At 41.7% G+C, this 18,529-nt stretch carries 16 protein-coding genes; 11 read left to right on the forward strand and 5 right to left on the reverse strand.

The annotated features are described in order from the left end of the window. Positions 1-20 precede the first annotated feature (20 nt). The 5 genes from gyrB to dnaA form a co-directional block, all read right to left on the reverse strand. A complete protein-coding gene (gene gyrB, locus M0R36_04435; protein ID MCK9555049.1) occupies positions 21-2,453 on the reverse strand; it encodes a DNA topoisomerase (ATP-hydrolyzing) subunit B in 2,433 nt (810 codons plus the stop codon). Further along, positions 2,454-2,783: a DUF721 domain-containing protein gene (locus M0R36_04440; protein ID MCK9555050.1), complete on the reverse strand. Its 330-nt coding sequence runs from the start codon at positions 2,781-2,783 to the stop codon at positions 2,454-2,456. Then, entirely contained in the window at positions 2,761-3,846 is a 1,086-nt protein-coding gene (gene recF, locus M0R36_04445; protein ID MCK9555051.1) for a DNA replication/repair protein RecF, read from the reverse strand. The genes M0R36_04440 and recF overlap by 23 nt, the downstream gene beginning before the upstream one ends. Further along, the gene (gene dnaN, locus M0R36_04450) at positions 3,846-4,940 is read right to left on the reverse strand and encodes a DNA polymerase III subunit beta (GenBank protein ID MCK9555052.1); all 1,095 of its coding nucleotides are present in this window, start codon (positions 4,938-4,940) and stop codon (positions 3,846-3,848) included. The genes recF and dnaN overlap by 1 nt, the downstream gene beginning before the upstream one ends. Before the next feature lie 218 nt (positions 4,941-5,158). Continuing rightward, complete coding sequence (gene dnaA, locus M0R36_04455; protein ID MCK9555053.1) at positions 5,159-6,499, reverse strand: chromosomal replication initiator protein DnaA; 1,341 nt, start codon at positions 6,497-6,499, stop codon at positions 5,159-5,161. A 655-nt stretch (positions 6,500-7,154) separates the two neighbouring features. Here dnaA and rpmH point away from each other — a divergent pair. The 11 genes from rpmH (at position 7,155) to M0R36_04510 (ending at position 18,528) form a co-directional block, all read left to right on the forward strand. Beyond that, positions 7,155-7,289: a 50S ribosomal protein L34 gene (rpmH, locus tag M0R36_04460; protein ID MCK9555054.1), complete on the forward strand. Its 135-nt coding sequence runs from the start codon at positions 7,155-7,157 to the stop codon at positions 7,287-7,289. 10 nt (positions 7,290-7,299) lie between these two features. Then, a complete protein-coding gene (gene rnpA / locus M0R36_04465; protein MCK9555055.1) occupies positions 7,300-7,629 on the forward strand; it encodes a ribonuclease P protein component in 330 nt (109 codons plus the stop codon). Next, positions 7,629-9,311 carry a membrane protein insertase YidC gene (gene yidC, locus M0R36_04470; protein MCK9555056.1) on the forward strand — a complete coding sequence of 561 codons (1,683 nt, stop codon included), beginning with the start codon at positions 7,629-7,631 and terminating at the stop codon, positions 9,309-9,311. Before rnpA ends, yidC begins: the two co-directional genes overlap by 1 nt. A 137-nt stretch (positions 9,312-9,448) precedes the next feature. Further along, positions 9,449-10,828 carry a tRNA uridine-5-carboxymethylaminomethyl(34) synthesis GTPase MnmE gene (mnmE, locus tag M0R36_04475; GenBank protein MCK9555057.1) on the forward strand — a complete coding sequence of 460 codons (1,380 nt, stop codon included), beginning with the start codon at positions 9,449-9,451 and terminating at the stop codon, positions 10,826-10,828. Between the two features lie 253 nt (positions 10,829-11,081). After that, positions 11,082-12,890 (forward strand): tRNA uridine-5-carboxymethylaminomethyl(34) synthesis enzyme MnmG, encoded by a 1,809-nt coding sequence (mnmG, locus tag M0R36_04480; GenBank protein MCK9555058.1) that lies wholly within the window; start codon positions 11,082-11,084, stop codon positions 12,888-12,890. Positions 12,891-12,905: 15 nt separating this feature from the next. Then, a complete protein-coding gene (locus tag M0R36_04485) occupies positions 12,906-13,838 on the forward strand; it encodes a TIGR01212 family radical SAM protein (protein MCK9555059.1) in 933 nt (310 codons plus the stop codon). A 109-nt stretch (positions 13,839-13,947) separates the two neighbouring features. Then, positions 13,948-14,742: an AAA family ATPase gene (locus M0R36_04490; GenBank protein MCK9555060.1), complete on the forward strand. Its 795-nt coding sequence runs from the start codon at positions 13,948-13,950 to the stop codon at positions 14,740-14,742. After that, positions 14,720-15,568, forward strand: a complete 849-nt coding sequence (locus M0R36_04495) for a ParB/RepB/Spo0J family partition protein (protein MCK9555061.1) — start codon at positions 14,720-14,722, stop codon at positions 15,566-15,568. Before M0R36_04490 ends, M0R36_04495 begins: the two co-directional genes overlap by 23 nt. Positions 15,569-15,613: 45 nt before the next feature. Continuing rightward, a complete protein-coding gene (locus M0R36_04500; protein ID MCK9555062.1) occupies positions 15,614-16,234 on the forward strand; it encodes a hypothetical protein in 621 nt (206 codons plus the stop codon). A 15-nt stretch (positions 16,235-16,249) separates the two neighbouring features. Continuing rightward, positions 16,250-16,795, forward strand: a complete 546-nt coding sequence (locus M0R36_04505) for a DUF2764 domain-containing protein (GenBank protein ID MCK9555063.1) — start codon at positions 16,250-16,252, stop codon at positions 16,793-16,795. After that, positions 16,792-18,528, forward strand: coding sequence for a V-type ATP synthase subunit A (locus M0R36_04510; protein ID MCK9555064.1), 1,737 nt, complete (start codon positions 16,792-16,794; stop codon positions 18,526-18,528). The genes M0R36_04505 and M0R36_04510 overlap by 4 nt, the downstream gene beginning before the upstream one ends. Position 18,529 lies beyond the last annotated feature (1 nt).

The following is an 18,529-nucleotide window of genomic DNA, read 5'->3' on the forward strand; positions in this document are numbered from 1 at the left end:
ATTGATGAGTTATTTACGTTTTAAACATCGAGATTCTTGACTTCCGGCGCAAATTTCTCTATAAACGCCCTTCTGGGAGCCACCTGGTCCCCCATAAGAGTTGTAAACATCCTGTCCGCTTCAAATGCATCCTCAAGGATGATCTTTACAAGCGTTCTTTTATCGGGATCCATTGTTGTTTCCCACAGCTGTCCCGGATTCATTTCTCCCAGGCCTTTATACCGCTGAATCATAAGGCCTTTCTTTCCCTGCTCTTTCACATAGTTTAACACCCCGCTCAGGGTCTTCAGTTCTATGGGGTTTCCTTCCGCCGGTATGATCTCATAATTCACTTTTGAGGAATCTCTTTTCTTGCCGGTATCTATCAGCCCTTTTCTTTCCAGTTCCCTGACTATCTTGGTCAGTTCCCGGGCTTCATAAAGCTCCCTTACATCAATAGCTGAAGTAACGGGTTCCTTCTCTTTATCCCCGTTTTCAACAACTATTTCCATCTGTCCCCCTTTTTCCTTTTCCGCTCTCTTGCTGACCTCAACCAACTCTTTGTCGTTATACAGAAAAATTTCCTCCTCTTCAATCCTCACCCTGTATATGGGAAATTCTCCCGTTTTTTCATTTCTCAGCGCCATAAACGCGTCAAATTCTATACCTTTCCTGTGAAGCAGTCCGGCAATCCTTTCCAATCCCATAATTAACTCAAGTATTTCCATAAACTGTTTGGAATTGTATTCATTTTTATTGGATAGTTTTCTGAGTTTTAAATCTTCCGTTCCCAGTTCGAGAATCATTTTATTCATCTCTTTATCGCTCTCGATATAAGACTCTTTTTTCTTTCTCTTTATCTTATAAAGCGGCGGCTGGGCTATATAAATATACCCTTTTTCTATAAGAAGCGGCATCTGCCTGTAGAAAAACGTGAGGAGAAGCGTTCTTATATGAGAACCGTCTACATCGGCATCGGTCATTATCACTATTTTCTTATATCTGGCTTTGTCAATTTTAAAATCTTCTTCGCCTATGCCGGCGCCGATAGCTGTAATCATAGTCCGTATCTCATCGTTGTTTAATAATTTGTCGAGCCTCGCCTTTTCGACATTCAATATCTTTCCCTTAAGGGGCAGTATCGCCTGATATCTGCGGTCTCTGCCCTGTTTTGCAGACCCGCCGGCAGAATCTCCTTCGACAAGGAACAATTCGCACAGGTCGGGTTCTTTTTCGGAACAATCCGCCAGCTTTCCCGGGAGAGAAGCCGTATCAAGCGCTCCTTTTCTTCTTGTTAAATCCCGCGCTTTCCGCGCCGCCTCGCGGGCTCTGGCCGCCGTAAGGCATTTATCTATTATCTTCCTCGCTATCGCCGGGTTTTCCTCAAAAAATATTCCCAGCTGTTCATTCACTATAGACTGCACTATCCCGTCAACCTCTCCGTTCCCCAGTTTCGTTTTTGTCTGCCCCTCAAACTGGGGATTCATCACTTTACAGCTTATTACCGCCGTCATCCCTTCCCTGATATCCTCGCCCTGCATGGATATATTATCCTTTTTAAACAGTTTGTTATCCGACGCGTATTTGTTTACAGACCTTGTAAGCGCGGTTTTAAAGCCGCTTAAATGTGTCCCGCCTTCTATGGTATTTATATTATTCGCAAAAGAAAAAATGTTTTCCGCGTAAGACCCCGTATACTGCAGCGCGAGTTCCACCTCAACATCTTCCTTCTCGCTGTGCATATACATGACTTTGGAATGTAAAACATCTTTATTCGTGTTCAGATGTTTCACGAATTGAACGATTCCGCCTTCATACTTAAAATAGTTCTCGCGATCGGAATCCTCCTCTTTTATTTTGATTTCAATGCCTTTATTAAGGAAGGCCAGTTCTCTGAGCCTTTTTGATAATGTTTCAAAACTGAATTCTATTTTTTTAAATATTTCCGGGTCGGCCTTAAACGTTATTTTCGTCCCGTTGCCCTTCGATTTCCCTATAACCGCAAGAGGAGATACTGTTTTCCCCCTCTCAAATCTTATATGATAGACTTTCCCGTCGCGCTTGACCTCGGCTTCCATCCACTCCGACAGAGCATTAACACATGAAACGCCCACGCCATGCAGTCCGCCGGAAACTTTATATGATTCATGGTCGAACTTGCCGCCTGCATGCAAGGTCGTCAAAACAACTTCGACCGCGGGTTTCTTCTCTGTGGCATGAAGATCCACGGGTATTCCCCTGCCGTTGTCACTCACGGAAACACTCATGTCGGAATGTATGATAACTTCAATTTTGTCGCAGGCCCCGGCAAGAGCTTCGTCTATGCTGTTATCCACAACTTCGTAAACAAGATGGTGAAGCCCCCTTTCGCCGGTATCCCCTATATACATAGCCGGCCTTTTTCTTACAGCTTCAATTCCCCCTAATACCTTAATGGTTTTCGCGTCATACTTGTGCTGTTCGATTTTTTTCATCTATCTTCCATCCTCTTTCGTTCCAAAATCCGCAATCCTGAATTTTATATCTTTTATCTTCTTTAAACCCGTATGTTTTTTCAGCGAGCTTAACATCTTTGCTTTAAAAAAAGTATTCAGTTCCGCCATCCACGCCGAATTATCAACTTTTATATATAAAACATTCTTATAAACTTTGTCGGGAAAAGCATGCTTTGATATTTCTTTTCCCACAATATCATCCCATTTCTCAAACACCGTGGCCTCGTCAAGCCTCTTCTCGAGATCCAGGTCTTTCAGGACATCCCTTACGATGTCCTTTATGGGTTTATATCCTCTCTCCTGCAACATTTCCGTTAAACACCCTGAAAATTTTAGCTTTAGCGCCGATAGACTCTATCTCTTTCTTGTCGGTACAGGTAATAAATATCTGCGCGTTTCCCTTCAGCGACGGCAAAAAAGCTCTTTTTCTTTCCCTGTCCAGAACAGGCAGAACATCATCCGCCAATATCAACGGGGTCTCGTTCGTTTCCTGTTTCATCAATATAAACTCTGCGTTTTTAAGAGATAAAACAGCGCTTCTCTGCTGGCCTTCCGAACCAAACAGCCTTACATCCTTGCCGTTTATAAAAAAATCGATGTCATCCCTGTGCGGCCCTGTCGTCGTACACAATTTCTCGGCGTCTTTTCTCCTGTGCTTTTCGTAATGGATAAATATTTCTTTTTTACTTATTTCTTTTACTTTTATCGACGGCCTGTATTCGATGCGCAACCGTTCTTTCCCGCTTGTTATATCTCTGTGATATTCATCGGCTTTTTCCGCGAGCCTTGCTATAACCTTTTCCCTTTTGCCCATTATAAAAGCGGCGCTTTCCGCCAGCTGCTCATCCCATAAAAAAGAGTTGTTCTTATTCCCGTATTTCCTTACAGCAAAATTACGCCTTATAAGCACCTGTTTGAATTTTTGCAGAACGCCTACATACTTTCTGTCAATCTGAGAAATACATATATCCAAAAACCTTCTTCTCTTGAAAGGGTTACCCTTTAAAAGAAAAATATCCTCGGGGGTAAAAATAACCACCCTTAAAATCCCTATCAAGTCCGAGAGCTTGCTTACCCTCTTGGAATTTAAACTGACTTTTCTTTCTTTTTGGGAAAACAGTATTCTTAATTTTTTTTCGGTACCGTTGGAGATTCTGCATCCCAGTAAAAACTTATCGCTATCCCAGGATATCAGGCTTTTCCTTTCGAGTGTCCGAAACGATCTCGCTGTGGCAAGAAAATATATTGCTTCCAGTATATTTGTTTTGCCCTGGGCGTTCTTTCCCCATAAAACATTTATGTCATCGGAAAAATCAATTTTAAGCGACTTATAATTTCTAAAATCCCTGAGTTCAAGGGACTTTAACCTCATTAAGAAATCCTCATCGGCATTATCACATATATAAAACTATTTCCTGATTTAACAACCCCGGGGTTTAAAGAATCGTTGAATTCAAATGTTATTTCTTCTTCTTCCAGGCTCTTAAGCACATCCGTTAAAAAATCAGGGTTGAAAGCCATTTTAACTTCCTCGTCTTTATAACCGAGCGGTATTTCCCCTTTGTACTCCCCTACGTCAGGGGCATTGGACTCAACCAGAAGTTGTCCTTTTGAAAAAGTAAGTTTTACGGATTTGGATTTATCACTGGTTATCAACGATGCTCTTTTTATAACAGCCAGTATTTCCTCTCTCGATATTTTAACCTGCTGTTTTGATTTTTTCGGTATTACCTGTTCATAGTCGGGAAACCTTCCCTCTATAAGCTTAGAAACCAGAATAATGCTGTCAAACTCAAACATTATCTGGTTTTCTGAAATTTTAATCTTGATTTCATCGTCTCCGGTTAACATTCTCATAAGCTCGTTTATCGCCTTTGACGGCACAATGACACCATCCCTGTTTTCACCGTCATCCGATGTAACCGCCGATGCCAGCGCCAGCCTCCTGCCGTCCGTGGCGACCATTGTCATATATCCATCCTTAACCATAATATAAATTCCGTTCAGCGTATACCTGGTCTCTTCCTGTGAAACGGCGTATGATGTTTTTTTGATAAGGTCTTTTATCGCGCTCTTCTTCATTGTAATAGCGCCGCTGTCCTTAAAAATAGGTATTTTGGGGAAGTCATCCTTAGATAAACCCATTATCCTGAAATTATCTTTTTTTGATGTGATTGTGGCAATATTATTTTCCGTTATGTCTATCTCTATAACATCGCCGGGAAAGTCTTTTACTATACCGAATAACCTTTTTGCGGGCAGTGTCGTTCCTCCTTTTTTCTTAATCTTCGCCTCAACCCTGCTTTTTATCCCTATTTCAAGGTCTGTCGTAGAAAGAGAAACCGACTCGTCTTCTGTTTCAATCAAAACGTTGAGTAAAATCGGCAAAGCGCCTTTTGTGCTTACAATGCTCTGAACGCTCTGTAATCCATTTAAGAGAGCATCCTTTGAGCATGATATCTTCATTACATCCTCCTTTTTCCACAGTACTATTAATACTTTATATTATATAGTTATTAAATAATACTAGTAATAGATTGTTAGTATATCAAACAAGTATACTTTTTCCGAGTAAAAAAATACTTTTAACAAGTTGTGAAAAAGATGTGTATAACAGGCCGCTTATCAACATATTATCTTTTTATTCACATTTATTAACAACGCATTAACATCCGGTTCACAGGTTATTCTTTTATCTTTTTTATTATCAAATCCATATTTCTTGAAAAAGATTTATCTTTATCTATTTTTTTCTGAATCTGGCTTACGGCATACATTACGGTAGTATGGTCTCTTCCGCCGAATGAATTCCCTATTTCCGGCAGCGAAGCTTTTGTGAGAAGCCTTGATAAATACATAGCGACTTGTCGCGGGAAAGCTATTTGTTTCGGTTTTTTCTTGCTCTGCATGTCTGCGACGCGGATATCATAATATTCCGCCACCTTTTTCTGTATGAGCTCAATATTGATACTTTTTTCTTCTATATCCGTGAGGAGGTTTCCGAGAAGTTGTTCCGCTACATCTACGCTGAGATCCGAATGGCCTTCAAGAGAAAGATAAGCCACCACTCTTTTTAAGGCGCCTTCAAGTTTTCTTACATTTGATTTAATTCTTTCCGCGATAAATCCTATTATCTCATCGCTGATTTTCACTGAAAAGAACTTTCTCTTCTCCCTGAGAATGGCAATCCTTGTTTCCAGATTAGGGATTTGTATGTCACCCAGAAACCCCATTTCAAACCGGTTGACAAGCCGGTTTTCCAGGTTGGGTATTTCTGTGGGCGGCCTGTCACTTGATATGACTATCTGTTTGCTTGCGTCATAAAGCGCGTTGAAAGTATGGAAAAATTCTTCCTGCATCATCTCTTTTCCGCCGAGAAACTGCACGTCATCTATCAGCAGGACATCGATTTTTCTGTATTTATCCCTGAATTTATCCATTGTTTTTCCCTGAATAGCTTCTATCATCTCGTTCCCGAAGTTTTCACTGGGAGTATAATATACGCGCGCCCGTTTCTTGTTTTTCAGAACGGCATTCCCTATCGCGTGAAGAAGATGTGTTTTTCCGAGGCCCACCGTTCCATATATAAAAAGAGGGTTGTAGGCCGTTCCGGGAGACTGCGCTACCGCTGTGCATACCGCATGCGCAAGCCGGTTACTTTCGCCAACGACGAAACTCTCGAATGTAAAAGATTCATGAATATTCGTCTCGAAATCCCTATTTTTACTTACAAATAAAGGAACAAGTTTCTTTTTATGGTCATTTTCCTTAAAATACGAGTCTTTTCTGTCGGACAGCGTAAATTCAATTTCAATGTCGTTACCGGAACACTTCTTTGCAAGTTCTTTTAACACAGGAAGATAGTGATCTTTAACCCAATTCGCGTGGAATTTTATCGGAGATGAAAGTATAAGCTTCTTATTATTTAAAGAAACCGGTTTGAGGGGTTTTATCCAGTCGTCATATGCGTGATCCGGAAGCTCGTGCTCCATTTCTTTGCAAATTCTACGCCACAAAGCGTCCATGTTTGTAACCCTTTAGTAACAATTGATAATTAGCGGTTATCCACAAGATTTCCCCAAACGAATAGACAGCCATTTTTCCAAAAACTATGGGATTATGGCAATACCAATATATTTTGTCAAGGTTATAGTTTACTAAGCAGGTGAAGTGGAAAAAGCGTATGCGTATTACATAACATATTGTGTTGCAATATATTATATATATAAACAACCTGTGGATAAGTGGTTTTGGGTTCCATTTGCGATAAAAGGTTTCTCGTCATAAAAAAGAAAATCCGGAAAAAAATGTCAAAACATCAAAAAATAACCTGAATTAACACCTTTTCCACAGCTTTTTAACAGCATTAAAATATGCGTGAAACATCTGATTTTTACCGACGAGAGCCTTCTTTTTGTCGACGAAAGAACCTAATGCTCCATAGTTATCACCATGGCGTCTTTTCGGCATTTCAGGCGAAATTTGGAAACAGGCGATGCTCCAAAATGAAGCAATTGTAATATCATATGTGGCTAACTATGCCGGGACGCGCAATCGAGACCTATATTTTAATGCCGGAGCGGGTAAAGCAGGGGGTTACCGGCAGGCATATAGTTCTTGACAGTAATCTATGTGAAAAGTATAATTCGCAGAACCTAAATTTTCATAAGGGGGTTAAAAATGAAAAGGACGTATCAGCCTTCAAAAATAAAGAAAAAAAGAACTCATGGCTTCAGAAAAAGAATGAGCACGAAAAACGGAAGGCAGATTTTAAAAAACAGAAGGAAAAAGGGAAGAAAAAAGGTCTCTGTTTAACAGTTAAACCATGAAACAGGACTTTAAAAAGATAAATAGGTTAAGCGGTTCCGAGCGCTTCAGATCCATTCTTAATAATGGAAAAATCATTTCAACAACGTCGGCAAAAATATATTTTGCAGATAACGGCATACACACTCCTCGTTTAGGGATAATTATCCCGGCAAAAGCAGGGAATGCTGTCATAAGAAACAAAACCAAGAGGCAAATCAGAGAATTTTTCAGGAAAAACAAAGACAGATATACCGGATTGGATATAATAGTAAGAATAAACAGCGCGAAAAACGGATGGTTCAGCGAGGTTAAGGCAATAATGGAAAAAAGATTTGGAGAGAGATAATGGAAAAAAGACTCTTGCTTGCAGTTATTCTGAGTATGGCCGTGCTTTTTGTGTTCCAGTTTATGCAGCCGAAAAAAACGGGTGATATTGCGGAGCCGCAACCGCAGAATGTTTCGGTTGAAGAACAAAAGATAGCCTCTGTTGCCGAGACCGCCTCAATCAAGACAAGCGAATACCTGTCGGGAGAAAAGGAGAAAACTGTTTTGTTGGACAACGAAGATGTCCAGCTTACTCTTTCCACATTCGGCGCTTCCATAAAAGCCGCTTATATTAAAAACTATCTTTCAGAGCCCCTTAATCCAGACGACAAAACCCCCGTGAATCTGATTATTCCGGAGCAAGGCTCGGATTGTCCTTTGGCCGTAACCTTCAAATTAGACGGCAGTTACAACGATGAGACCTATGGCGCATGGAAAATATTGAAACAGGAGGACGAAGAGGTAATATTCCAAAAATTAGTTAAAGGCGGAATAATATTAACAAAAAAATACAGCCTGAACAAAGAGAACGCAAGCGTTCTGGATGTTGAAATCACGCTGAAAAACGAAGGCATAAAAGATGTTGATATAGAAGGGCCGACAGTTATATGGCCCAAAGGCCTGGGCAGCACAAGCGATCCGAAAGCGGAAAAGCTTGTGAGGATAAAAAGAGGCGGAGTGGCCAGAATAGACAGCAAACCGTTCACCAAAGATACGGGAGACAACGTAAAACAGGGGATTGTAAACTTTGCGGGCATTCAGGACCGTTATTTCATAGCCATAATAATACCTGAATCCACATCCCAGGGTTATATCAGCAGGCCATTAGATAAAGACCAAAGCCAGGTAGGCGTTATTTATACGGGGGGAACGCTCCAGGCGAACGAAAAAAGATTGTACAAAATGAAACTTTACATGGGGGCCAAGGAATACAATGCCCTGAAAAAGCTCAATGTCGGAGCCGAAGAGCTTGTTTTTTCCGGATGGACCTTTTTTTTCAGGGCTGATTTATGGTTCCCGTGGATGTGCAATATACTGCTTTTGCTGTTAAACTTTTTCAATAAATTTTTCCATAATTACGGAATTTCTATAATACTGGTGACAATTTTAACCAAAGTCATCACTTATCCTGCTATGAGAGCGCAGTTTAAATCAATGAGGAAAATGCAGGACCTGGCGCCCAAAATACAGGCAATCAAGGCCAAACATAAAGACAACCCGCAAAAACTTAATCAGGAAACGATGGAACTGTATAAGAAACATAAAGTTAATCCGATGGGCGGTTGTCTTCCGATGCTTGCCCAGATGCCGATTTTTATAGCGTTTTATATTGTGATTTACAGGGCTGTTGAACTAAGAGGCGCCTCTTTTATCAATTTGCACCTGAATCTTCCCGCATCCCTGGGGAGCGCCGCCCTGTGGATTACAGACCTGTCGATAAAAGACCCGACCTATATACTTCCGGTACTGATGGGCGCGACAATGTTCCTCCAGCAGAAACTTTCGGGCACAAGCATGGATCCTACCCAGGCAAAGGCGATGATGATAATGCCGCTGGTATTTACATTTATCTTTCTTTCTTTCCCGTCAGGGCTGGTTCTTTATTGGCTGATCAGCAATTTACTTTCAATCATCCAGCAGATTTATCATAATGTTGAAGAAGGAAAGACCTGGAACGGGAAACCGAAGGAAGTGGCCGCATGACCAACAGCCTGAAGGGGTTAGCCATGTTAATACGGGGCATTAGAGATTTTTAATTTAACTATGTTTTTTGTCTTTCTATCTATGTGTGTCCGTGAACATCTGTGGTTAAAAAAGCAAGTAATAAAAGTTAGAGCAGTATGTATAAAAGCGATACAATTGCGGCAATTTCAACTCCGCCCGGAGAAGGGGCAATAGGGATAATAAGATTAAGCGGTCCCGATGCCGGCAAGATTGTATCCGGGATATTCAAACCTCTCAATCCAAAAAGCTGGAAAAAAGCAACCTCTTACACCCTTCATTTAGGCGCCTTATCCTTCCGGTCCCAGGAATTAGATCAGGTAATTGTTTCTATTATGAAAGCTCCGCACACCTATACGGGGGAAGATGTCATAGAAATAAATTGCCATGGAGGCTGGCTGATATTGAACAGGATACTGGACACTGTGATTGAACTTGGGGCGCGCCTGGCAGAACCTGGTGAATTTACCAAAAGAGCTTTTTTAAACGGTAAAATGCAGCTTTCTCAGGCTGAAGCAGTTGTTGATTTGATCCGGGCAAAAACAGAGCAGGCGGCGCAAATTGCTATCCGACAGCTAAAACCGTCCGGTGTGAAGAAAATTATGGATATCAGGGATAGAATAGTGGATTGCCTGTGCCATATTGAAGCAAATCTTGATTTTTCCGACCAGAATTTAGCCACGAAACCGGCATCAATGATCTCAGCCAGCCTGGACAACGTGCGGAAAGCGCTTGAAAATACCATTGACAGCGCGAAAAAGGCAAGAATATTCAGAAACGGTATCCACATAACGATTGTAGGAAAGACAAATGCCGGAAAATCGAGCCTTGCCAATCTTCTGATGGATAATAAAAAAATTATAGTCACATCCGTACCCGGGACAACAAGAGATGTGATTGAAGAGGTTATAAATATTTGCGGTATACCCGTTGTTATAGCAGATACTGCCGGGATAAGGATTCATTCCGGCAAAGTGGAAGAGCTTGGTCAGAAAAAGACGAGAGAGAAGGTTAAAACCACAGATGTTGTCCTTGCGGTTTTTGACCTGGCGAGAAAATTCAGCCCGGATGACAAAAAAACGATAAGGTATATTAAAAATAAGAAGGGAATAATAGTTTTCAACAAAAGAGATTTAAAACAGAGGCTTGAAACCCCTGATATTACAGAAAAACTGCCCGGTTGGCCCGCAGTGGAAATATCCGCGAAAAAACAGCGGAACACAGAAAAAGTAAAACAAACAATATACAAGCTTCTGATGGAAGACAGAGATTTTGATATTGACAATGTGTTTATTTCAAATTCCAGGCAAATTAACATACTGGAAAGCGCCTTAACAGCCTTAACCGGCGCGAGTAACGCGCTTAAAGAAGGAATTCCGGAAGACATTATATCAATCGAGCTGAACGAAGCATTAAAGGCAATAGACCGGCTCACAGGCAGAGAAGCGGACGATTCTGTTCTGGACAGGATCTTTTCAAAATTTTGTGTCGGGAAATAATCATTCTTTCTCGCAAAAAAGCCAAACTATTATAGTGAAAGTCGTCAAAATATTATAAAATATGCCTCTATTTTATAAAAAAAGAGCAAGTTTTGGCGAAAAATCCGGGGGTTTGATATAATTTTGTAAACGGATGATATATTTATAGGACAGCGTAATTATAGATAAAAAATCTGAAAATAGCTATAAAATACGCAAAACATAGCATATTTTTATGAAAACATAGGCATAATCATTATAATATGAGTTAAAAATGGAAAAAACATTGAAATATGATGTAATTGTAATAGGCGGCGGTCATGCGGGCTGCGAAGCCGCGAATATTATCGCGCAAATGGGAAAAACGGCGGCATTACTTACGATGTCAGTCAAAAACCTTGCGAAAATGTCGTGCAACCCTGCAATCGGAGGTCTTGCAAAAGGGCATTTGGTGAGGGAAATAGACAGTTTAGGCGGCATAATGGGTATAATTACGGATAAAAGCGCCATACATTATAAAATGCTTAACAGGAAAAAAGGCCCCTCCGTATGGTCTCCCAGGGCGCAGATAGATAAGCAGAAATATTCATATATAATGGAGAAAACGCTTTCAGATAACAAAAGAATAAGTTTGACGGAAGCCGTTGCAGAGGAACTGATAATAGAAGACGGAAGCGTTAAGGGTGTGAGAACCGCAAAAGGCGATGTTTACCTTGCGGGCGCTGTAATTGTGGCAACAGGCACTTTTTTGAACGGGATGATTCACATTGGAGACAAATCATTTCCCGGCGGCAGGGCGGGAGAAGAAACATCCACCGGCTTATCAGAAAGTTTAAAGAAAGCCGGGCTTGAATTAGGAAGGCTAAAAACAGGAACACCTCCGCGCGTCAAAAAAGACACCATCGATTACAGCAGATGCCTTGTCGAGCCGAGCGAAGTCCCCCAGGGTTTTTCTTTCAGAGTTCCATTTCTAACATATTCTACCATAGATTGTTATATAACAAAGACCACAGCTGATACAAAAAAAATACTTACGCAAAACATAAAAAAAACGGCTATGTACTCCGGGAAAATAACAGGCAGGGGAGTAAGATATTGTCCGTCCATAGAAGATAAATTTACTAAATTCCCGGATAAGGAATCGCACCAGGTATTCATCGAGCCCGAGGGATTAAGCACAGATGAAGTTTATCTGAATGGCCTTTCGACAAGCCTGCCGGAAATTTTACAGCTCGATATGGTCCATTCAATCCCGGGATTAGAGAAGGCTGTGATAATTCGTCCTGCATATGCCATAGAATATGATTTTATATATCCTACTCAGCTTTGCGCCACGCTTGAAGTGAAGAAAATCAGAAATTTATTCCTTGCCGGACAGATAAACGGGACTTCCGGCTATGAAGAAGCCGCGGCGCAAGGTTTGATTGCGGGAATAAATGCTGTATTGAACATCGAACACAGGGATCCTTTTATCCTGAAGCGTTCCGATGCATATATAGGAGTGTTGATAGATGATCTTGTAACTAAGGGCACAGAAGAACCTTACAGGATGTTTACTTCCAGAGCCGAATACAGGTTGATTTTACGCCAGGATAACGCCGATCTACGGCTGATGGAATATGGATACAAGGCAGGCACAATAACAGATAAAGAAATATCCTTATTAAGGAGAAAAAGGGAAAGGATTGAAGAAGAAAAAGCCGGAATTAAAAGAAATAAAAAACTTTTGGCAAACATTAAAAGCGGAAAGGATTATTTTGAAATACTGCGGGAGGGGAAACCTGAGGCTGCGCATAATATTACAGAACCCATTCTCTCTCAGGTAATTATAGATTTAAAATACGAAGGCTATATTGAAAAACAATTAAAGCAGATAGAAATGTTTAAAAAAATGGAAGATTTTAAAATACCCGCGGATTTTAATTACAGAAAGATTGCCGCCCTAAAAAAGGAAAGCATAGAAAAGCTTTCCGCAATTATGCCTGCGACATTAGGCCAGGCATCAAGAATATCAGGGGTGAGCCCCGCGGATATCTCCATTATTATGATACACTTAAGGAAAGAAGGAACCGCTAAATATTAGAACAGGCAAACAACAATGAGCGAAAGATACTATTCACTTAACACATATTTTAAAGGCCTTTATGGGAAAAAGGTCAGAAAAATATGTGTAGATGCCGGTTTTACCTGCCCGAACAGGGATGGCAAGTTATCGCAAAAAGGATGTATCTTTTGCGACGAGAAAGGATCAGGGGCTGACGATATTTCCAGGAAACTCCCCGTATGGGAACAGGTCAACAAATACATTGAATCAAAAGCAAAGGATAATGAGTATTATCTCGTTTATTTCCAACCCTTTACAAATACGTATGCCGGTATAAAAATACTAGACACAATCTATAAAAGCGTATTTTTGGACAAAAGGATCATAGGCATTTCTATTGGAACCCGCCCGGATTGCCTGGACGAAGAGAAGATTATGCTTATAGCAGAAATATCCGGCGGGAAAGAAGTGTGGCTTGAATTAGGCCTGCAGAGTTCAAACGATGCGACATTGAAAAGAATAAACAGGGGACACAGCAGGAAAGATTTTGAAAAAGCTGTGATAGCCTCGGATAAAGCAGGGATTAAAGTTTGCGCGCACATAATATTAGGCCTGCCCGGAGAAAGTCCGGAAGATTATGCCAATACAGCGGACTTTATATCATCATTGCCCGTTAAAGGAGTGAAAATACACCATTTATATATAGCGAAGAATACAGAACTCGAAAAATTGTATGCCGGGGAAGAAATAAGCCTGATAACCAAAGATGCGTATATTAAGGAGGCCGCAAATTTTTTAGAAAGAATAAGACCGGATATCATAATCCACAGGCTAATGGGTGATTGCAGGAAAGAAAGGCTGATTGCCCCCGACTGGACACTGCAGAAATCGGAAATAGTCCGGAATATTAACAGAGAACTGGCCTGCCGGCATTCATGGCAAGGGAAAAGAGCGCGCCGGATAATTGTTCCACGTGGAACAATCTGATCATTTTCCCGAACGAAATCACTTTTCTGTTGATATGCATTTTTAATTGTGATATTTTTTTGTTCTACGTAGAACATTTTATTTTTCACATATTGAAAAGGACAGATTTATGGGTAAAATAATCACTGTCGTCAATCAAAAGGGCGGCGTGGGCAAAACAACTACCGCGGTAAACCTGAGCGCGTGTCTCGGCAAGTCCGGGCAAAAAGTTCTTCTGGTTGATTTAGATCCTCAAAGCAATGCGACAAGCGGTGTCGGTATAGATAAATCTCAGGTAAATGAAGGAATTTATAAGGCTATAATAGGACACAGACCCCTGGTGGGCGTTATAATGCACACGGAATTTGAAAATCTCGATGTTATTCCGTCGACCCCTGATCTTGCCGGAGCGGAAGTGGAACTTCTTGAGCTGGATAACAGGCATTATCAGCTTAAGAGCGAATTAGTTCCCCTGAAAAACAATTACAATTATATTATTATTGATTGTCCTCCTTCTCTGGGGCAGCTCACAATGAATGCCTTATGCGCCGCAGATTCGGTTCTTATACCGATACAGTGTGATTATTATGCGCTGGAGGGACTTATTCAATTAATGAAAACAGTTGAGCTGGTTCAAAAACAAATGAATACAAACCTGGAAGTCGAAGGTCTTGTTATGACAATGGGCGATCTTCGCACAAACCTGGCAAAACAGGTAGTTGACGAAGTGAAAAATCACTTTGGGGATAAAGTGTTTAAAACTATAATTTTTAGAAATATCCGTCTTAGCGAGGCCCCCGGTTTCGGCAAGCCAATTGTTTATTATGATATAACTTCGGCAGGGGCTGAGAATTACTTATCCCTTGCGCAGGAAATAGTTACAAAAAACAAGGAGGCTGAACTTGGCCAAGAAAGCGTTGGGTAAAGGACTGGGAGCAATAATTCAACACCCTGTAGAAACCTCGGAACAGGTTGTGCATATCCCTGTGGAAAAAATCAAAGCAAATGTGTATCAGCCGAGAAGAAAATTTGACCAGAAAAGATTTACAGAGCTTGTGGATTCCATAAAGGAAAAGGGGATTCTCAATCCTGTAACCGTGAGAAAAGCCGGAGACGGATATGAGTTGATAGCGGGCGAGCGAAGATACCGGGCGGCGAAACAGCTCAATATGGATAAAATATTTGCTATCGTGAAAACCGCAAACAATGAAGAATCCCTTGAGCTGGCATTGATAGAAAACCTGCAAAGGGAGGATTTAAATCCCATAGAGGAAGCCGAAGGGTACAAGAAACTTATGGATAGCTTTGGATTAACGCAAGACCTTGTGGCACAAAAGGTTGGGAAAAACAGAGCTACTGTGGCAAATATTTTAAGATTACTTTCTCTGCCTGTTAAATTGAGAAAATATATTGAAGAGGGGGAATTGTCGCCGGGCCACGCAAAGGTGATTTTGGGTATCAAAAATCCGCAGAGGCAGATTGAAACGGGAGAAAAAGCGGTTAAAGAAGGCATGTCTGTCAGGCAACTGGAAGAATTCATCAGTGAAAAGTCTCAGGCGCCGGGTGTTGCGAAGGGAAAGATATCGAAAGAAACTCCATCTCATATAAAACATCTGGAGGACAGGCTTCGGGAAACATTAAAGACAAAAGTGAAAATTAAAGACAGGAAAAATAAAGGCAGAATAGAAATCGAATATTATTCCCTTGATGAACTTGACAGAATACTTGAATTTTTTGATGTTGGAAAGTAATATAGATGTTTCATTCCGGTAGGTATATAAACAGGAGTACCCGTTATGACAGAAAAACTGCAAAGCCTTTTAGACAAGATTAACCGCGAAGGTATCAAATCCGCGCAGGAAAAAGCCGACAAAATCATTTCCGATGCCGAGGGAGAAGCAAAACAGGTGCTGGTTTCGGCTCAGCAGAAAGCCGCGGAAATAAAGGAAAGCGCTGAAAAAGAAGCCGGCCGCATCAGCGAAAACGCAAAAAAAGCGATAGACCAGGCATTCCGAAACGTGATGCTCTCCCTGAAAGAGGAGATAATAAACCTTTTCAACAGCGTGCTGAAAGAAGAAGTATCAAAGGCGATGGACAAGGATGTGATACAGAAAATAATAATAGACGCGGCTTCATCTTTTGTAAAAAGCGGCGGGGAAATATCGAAGGTGCAAATCAGCGTGAACGCAAAAGAAGCCAAAGACATAGAAAAAGGACTGATTGAATTATTCAAAAGTAAATTGAAGCAGAAAGCGGAAATAAAACCCGTTAAAAACTTAGATGCGGGTTTCACGATAAGTTTTGACGGCGGGCAGTCTCATTTTGATTTTTCGGATGAGAGTATCACCGAATGCCTGTCAGCTTATATAAGCCCGCAGATAAGAGAGATTATCGGCAGAACCGGAAAGAAAAAATAAGCGGGGGAATTTTTTGTGAATCGTAATTATTACTATTTATGCGCTTCTTTGCCGATGCTCTCTTTCGGGACGAAACCTCCGATGTCCAATGACCAATTTTTAGACTACACCGCCCGGCATCTTTCCGGAAAAGACTTTTTTGCGCTTAACAACTCTTCGCTTACTCCGTCCGAAGAAAGGAAAACAACCCAAAAAGCTCTCGAAACATGGAAACATTTCGAGATATCTTTGAGGAATGAGCTTGTTAATATAAGGGCGAAGAAATTGGGCAAAGACGGCCATGCTTATTTCCGGGGCGAATATGTTCCCGACCCGTTTATCGCGGCGATGGTAGCAGAAGCCGCGGGAGAAGAGACGCCGCTTGAAGTCGAAAAAAGGATTGATACGGCGCGATGGGAAAAACTTGAGGAAATAGAAAAACAGCATTTTTTCGATTTGCATTTTCTTATTATCTATTTTCTGAAAATCCAGATTTTAAATAAATGGGATAATATCAAAGCCGAAAAAGGCAGAAAAATAGCGATAGAGCTTTTACAGCCCCGGAAGGAGCTTAAGGAATGAGTGACAGAACAGGGAAAATATCCGGCATAAACGGCAACATGATAGTAACTGAATTTGAAGATTATGTCCTTCAAAACGAAGTCGCGTATGCTGTTACGGGAGAAGAGAAATTAAAATCCGAAGTAATAAGAGTGAGAGGCCGGAAAGCGGACCTGCAGGTGTACGAGAATACCGAGGGCTTAAAAGTCGGGGATAGAGTTGAGTTTTCCGGAGAACTCCTGTCTGTTGAGCTCGGCCCGGGGCTTTTGACGCAGATTTACGACGGGCTTCAAAACCCCCTTCCTCAGGTCGCGGAAAAATGCGGCTATTTTTTAAAGAGGGGAGTTTATTTAAACGCCCTTTCTTATGAACAGAAATGGGAATTTACTCCCGAAGCGAAGAAAGGCGACAAAGTCAAAGCCGGGGATTTCCTCGGCTCGGTGCCCGAAGGAATCTTCAAGCACTTCATAATGGCCCCTTTTTCGCTTAGGGACGAGTATGAGATAGTGAAAATGGCCCCAAAAGGCGGCTATGCGGGAAAAGATACAATTGCGGAACTCAAAGATAAAAAGGGAAATATCGAGAAAGTTTCCATGATTCAGACATGGCCGGTTAAACTGCCTATCAAAGCATACAGCGAAAAGTTAAAACCGGCGGATCCTCTTATTACCAAAGTCAGGATTATTGATACACTGGTGCCTGTTGCCAGAGGAGGGACTTATTGTATCCCCGGGCCTTTCGGAGCGGGGAAAACGGTTCTCCAGCAGATTACAAGCAGACATGCGGAAGTGGATATAGTGATTATTGCCGCATGCGGCGAAAGAGCGGGAGAAGTTGTCGAAACCCTGCGTGAATTCCCGGAACTCAAAGACCCGAGAACGGGAAAGTCTTTGATGGAGAGAACTATAATTATATGTAATACAAGCTCGATGCCCGTTGCCGCAAGGGAATCAAGTGTTTATACCGCGGTGACGATTGCGGAATATTACCGTCAGATGGGTTTAAATGTCCTTCTGCTTCCGGATTCCACATCGCGCTGGGCGCAGGCTATGAGAGAAATGTCGGGGAGACTTGAAGAGATCCCCGGGGAAGAAGCGTTCCCCGCTTATCTGGAATCGCGTATAGCTTCGTTTTATGAGAGAGCAGGGAATGTCCGTCTTAATAACGGCAAGATCGGTTCGGTCACTATCGGCGGGACTGTGAGCCCGGCGGGCGGCAATTTTGAAGAGCCCGTGACACAGGCGACGCTGAAAGTTGTGGGCGCGTTTCTCGGTTTATCCCGCGAGAGGTCCGATGCGCGGAAATACCCCGCGATAGACCCTCTCGATTCGTGGAGTAAATATAAAAGTGTTGTTAACCGGGAACATGTCGAATACGTAAAATATGTTTTGCGTAAAAGCGCAGAAGTCGAACAGATGATGAAAGTCGTAGGCGAAGAAGGCACCGCGATGGAAGATTATACGGAATACCTTAAAGGCGAATTTATCGACGATGTTTATCTGCAGCAAAATGCTTTTGATGAAGTTGACGGGGCGACGCCGGCGGAAAGGCAGGAATATGTCTTCGGTGTCCTGCATGAAATTCTGAAATCGGAATTTGATTTCGGCACAAAAGACGAGGCAAGGCATTTTTTCCACGGGCTGAGACAGGAGTTTAAAAACTGGAATTCAGACCCGTGGGAAAGCGACGCATTTAAAAACCGGGAGAAAACCCTGAAAGAGAAAGTTAAAAAGCAGATAAAAGATAAGGGATAAA

The organism is bacterium, assembly GCA_023228325.1.
Lineage (GTDB): Bacteria > Auribacterota > UBA6266 > UBA6266 > UBA6266 > UBA6266.

What these genes read in the sequence shown, in the direction of transcription:
- recF (MCK9555051.1), bottom strand. Translation starts at nt 3,846, where the DNA reads ATGAGGTTAAAGTCCCTTGAACTCAGGGATTTTAGAAATTATAAGTCG.
- dnaN (MCK9555052.1), bottom strand. Translation starts at nt 4,940, where the DNA reads ATGAAGATATCATGCTCAAAGGATGCTCTCTTAAATGGATTACAGAGC.
- rnpA (MCK9555055.1), top strand. Translation starts at nt 7,300, where the DNA reads ATGAAACAGGACTTTAAAAAGATAAATAGGTTAAGCGGTTCCGAGCGC.
- rpmH (MCK9555054.1), top strand. Translation starts at nt 7,155, where the DNA reads ATGAAAAGGACGTATCAGCCTTCAAAAATAAAGAAAAAAAGAACTCAT.
- M0R36_04440 (MCK9555050.1), bottom strand. Translation starts at nt 2,783, where the DNA reads ATGTTGCAGGAGAGAGGATATAAACCCATAAAGGACATCGTAAGGGAT.
- mnmG (MCK9555058.1), top strand. Translation starts at nt 11,082, where the DNA reads ATGGAAAAAACATTGAAATATGATGTAATTGTAATAGGCGGCGGTCAT.
- mnmE (MCK9555057.1), top strand. Translation starts at nt 9,449, where the DNA reads ATGTATAAAAGCGATACAATTGCGGCAATTTCAACTCCGCCCGGAGAA.
- dnaA (MCK9555053.1), bottom strand. Translation starts at nt 6,499, where the DNA reads ATGGACGCTTTGTGGCGTAGAATTTGCAAAGAAATGGAGCACGAGCTT.
- M0R36_04490 (MCK9555060.1), top strand. Translation starts at nt 13,948, where the DNA reads ATGGGTAAAATAATCACTGTCGTCAATCAAAAGGGCGGCGTGGGCAAA.
- M0R36_04510 (MCK9555064.1), top strand. Translation starts at nt 16,792, where the DNA reads ATGAGTGACAGAACAGGGAAAATATCCGGCATAAACGGCAACATGATA.
- yidC (MCK9555056.1), top strand. Translation starts at nt 7,629, where the DNA reads ATGGAAAAAAGACTCTTGCTTGCAGTTATTCTGAGTATGGCCGTGCTT.
- M0R36_04500 (MCK9555062.1), top strand. Translation starts at nt 15,614, where the DNA reads ATGACAGAAAAACTGCAAAGCCTTTTAGACAAGATTAACCGCGAAGGT.
- gyrB (MCK9555049.1), bottom strand. Translation starts at nt 2,453, where the DNA reads ATGAAAAAAATCGAACAGCACAAGTATGACGCGAAAACCATTAAGGTA.
- M0R36_04485 (MCK9555059.1), top strand. Translation starts at nt 12,906, where the DNA reads ATGAGCGAAAGATACTATTCACTTAACACATATTTTAAAGGCCTTTAT.